Below are 3,113 nucleotides of genomic sequence, written 5' to 3'. Positions count from 1 at the left end.
GGATATGTGATAGAAATAGACTGAAGACCAGTTTCACTGCTGGAATTCAGGCTAAGGTAAAATTTGTGAGTTCTGCTCGTAAGAGCGACGTGCGAATTTTCGGCGAATGTCGTCTTCACAGTATAACCAGATTGCTTGGGGTTATATGGTCAAGTGAAGAAGCGCATACGGTGGATGCCTTGGCAGTCAGAGGCGATGAAAGACGTGGTAGCCTGCGAAAAGCTTTGGGGAGTCGGCAAACAGACTGTGATCCAGAGATCTCTGAATGGGGGAACCCAGCCAGCACAAGCTGGTTATCTTGTACTGAATACATAGGTGCAAGAGGCGAACCAGGGGAACTGAAACATCTAAGTACCCTGAGGAAAAGAAATCAACCGAGATTCCCTTAGTAGTGGCGAGCGAACGGGGACCAGCCCTTAAGTTGATTTGAGATTAGTGGAACGCTCTGGAAAGTGCGGCCATAGTGGGTGATAGCCCCGTACACGAAAATCTCTTATCAATGAAATCGAGTAGGACGGAGCACGAGAAACTTTGTCTGAATATGGGGGGACCATCCTCCAAGGCTAAATACTACTGACTGACCGATAGTGAACCAGTACCGTGAGGGAAAGGCGAAAAGAACCCCGGAGAGGGGAGTGAAATAGAACCTGAAACCGTATGCGTACAAGCAGTGGGAGCCTACTTTGTTAGGTGACTGCGTACCTTTTGTATAATGGGTCAGCGACTTATATTCAGTGGCGAGCTTAACCGAATAGGGGAGGCGTAGCGAAAGCGAGTCTTAATAGGGCGTTTAGTCGCTGGGTATAGACCCGAAACCGGGCGATCTATCCATGGGCAGGTTGAAGGTTAGGTAACACTGACTGGAGGACCGAACCGACTACCGTTGAAAAGTTAGCGGATGACCTGTGGATCGGAGTGAAAGGCTAATCAAGCTCGGAGATAGCTGGTTCTCCTCGAAAGCTATTTAGGTAGCGCCTCATGTATCACTGTAGGGGGTAGAGCACTGTTTCGGCTAGGGGGTCATCCCGACTTACCAAACCGATGCAAACTCCGAATACCTACAAGTGCCGAGCATGGGAGACACACGGCGGGTGCTAACGTCCGTCGTGAAAAGGGAAACAACCCAGACCGTCAGCTAAGGTCCCAAAGTCATGGTTAAGTGGGAAACGATGTGGGAAGGCTTAGACAGCTAGGAGGTTGGCTTAGAAGCAGCCACCCTTTAAAGAAAGCGTAATAGCTCACTAGTCGAGTCGGCCTGCGCGGAAGATGTAACGGGGCTCAAACCATGCACCGAAGCTACGGGTATCATCGTATGATGATGCGGTAGAGGAGCGTTCTGTAAGCCTGTGAAGGTGAGTTGAGAAGCTTGCTGGAGGTATCAGAAGTGCGAATGCTGACATGAGTAACGACAATGCGAGTGAAAAACTCGCACGCCGAAAGACCAAGGTTTCCTGCGCAACGTTAATCGACGCAGGGTTAGTCGGTCCCTAAGGCGAGGCTGAAAAGCGTAGTCGATGGAAAACAGGTTAATATTCCTGTACTTCCAGTTATTGCGATGGAGGGACGGAGAAGGTTAGGCCAGCCTGGCGTTGGTTGTCCAGGTTTAAGGTGGTAGGCTGAAATCTTAGGCAAATCCGGGATTTCAAGGCCGAGAGCTGATGACGAGTTGCCTTTAGGCGATGAAGTGGTTGATACCATGCTTCCAAGAAAAGCTCCTAAGCTTCAGATAACTGGGAACCGTACCCCAAACCGACACAGGTGGTTAGGTAGAGAATACCAAGGCGCTTGAGAGAACTCGGGTGAAGGAACTAGGCAAAATGGCACCGTAACTTCGGGAGAAGGTGCGCCGGCGAAGGTGAAGGGCTTGCCCCGTAAGCTTTTGCTGGTCGAAGATACCAGGCCGCTGCGACTGTTTATTAAAAACACAGCACTCTGCAAACACGAAAGTGGACGTATAGGGTGTGACGCCTGCCCGGTGCCGGAAGGTTAATTGATGGGGTTAGCGCAAGCGAAGCTCTTGATCGAAGCCCCGGTAAACGGCGGCCGTAACTATAACGGTCCTAAGGTAGCGAAATTCCTTGTCGGGTAAGTTCCGACCTGCACGAATGGCGTAACGATGGCGGCGCTGTCTCCACCCGAGACTCAGTGAAATTGAAATCGCTGTGAAGATGCAGTGTATCCGCGGCTAGACGGAAAGACCCCGTGAACCTTTACTATAGCTTTGCACTGGACTTTGAATTTGCTTGTGTAGGATAGGTGGGAGGCTTTGAAGTGGGGACGCCAGTTCTCATGGAGCCATCCTTGAAATACCACCCTGGCAACTTTGAGGTTCTAACTCAGGTCCGTTATCCGGATCGAGGACAGTGTATGGTGGGTAGTTTGACTGGGGCGGTCTCCTCCCAAAGAGTAACGGAGGAGTACGAAGGTGCGCTCAGACCGGTCGGAAATCGGTCGTAGAGTATAAAGGCAAAAGCGCGCTTGACTGCGAGACACACACGTCGAGCAGGTACGAAAGTAGGTCTTAGTGATCCGGTGGTTCTGTATGGAAGGGCCATCGCTCAACGGATAAAAGGTACTCCGGGGATAACAGGCTGATACCGCCCAAGAGTTCATATCGACGGCGGTGTTTGGCACCTCGATGTCGGCTCATCACATCCTGGGGCTGAAGCCGGTCCCAAGGGTATGGCTGTTCGCCATTTAAAGTGGTACGCGAGCTGGGTTTAGAACGTCGTGAGACAGTTCGGTCCCTATCTGCCGTGGACGTTTGAGATTTGAGAGGGGCTGCTCCTAGTACGAGAGGACCGGAGTGGACGAACCTCTGGTGTTCCGGTTGTCACGCCAGTGGCATTGCCGGGTAGCTATGTTCGGAAGAGATAACCGCTGAAAGCATCTAAGCGGGAAACTTGCCTCAAGATGAGATCTCACTGGGATCTTGAATCCCCTAAAGGGCCGTCGAAGACTACGACGTTGATAGGTTGGGTGTGTAAGCGCTGTGAGGCGTTGAGCTAACCAATACTAATTGCCCGTGAGGCTTGACCATATAACACCCAAGCAATTTGCTTCTGCAGATTGCGGTGGTGAAGATGACATGAACCGAAAGTTCGCAACGCATC

General features: G+C 51.4%; 1 rRNA gene. It reads left to right on the top strand.

What is annotated here, in order from left to right:
* Positions 1 to 147: 147 nt before the first annotated feature.
* Positions 148 to 3,040: ribosomal RNA gene (locus ACK59L_RS21425) — 23S ribosomal RNA — on the top strand.
* Positions 3,041 to 3,113 lie beyond the last annotated feature (73 nt).

Source organism: Pseudomonas sp. KCJK9111 (genome assembly GCF_046231935.1).
GTDB lineage: Bacteria > Pseudomonadota > Gammaproteobacteria > Pseudomonadales > Pseudomonadaceae > Aquipseudomonas > Aquipseudomonas parafulva_B.
This window is presented reverse-complemented; position numbering and strand designations above follow the sequence as displayed.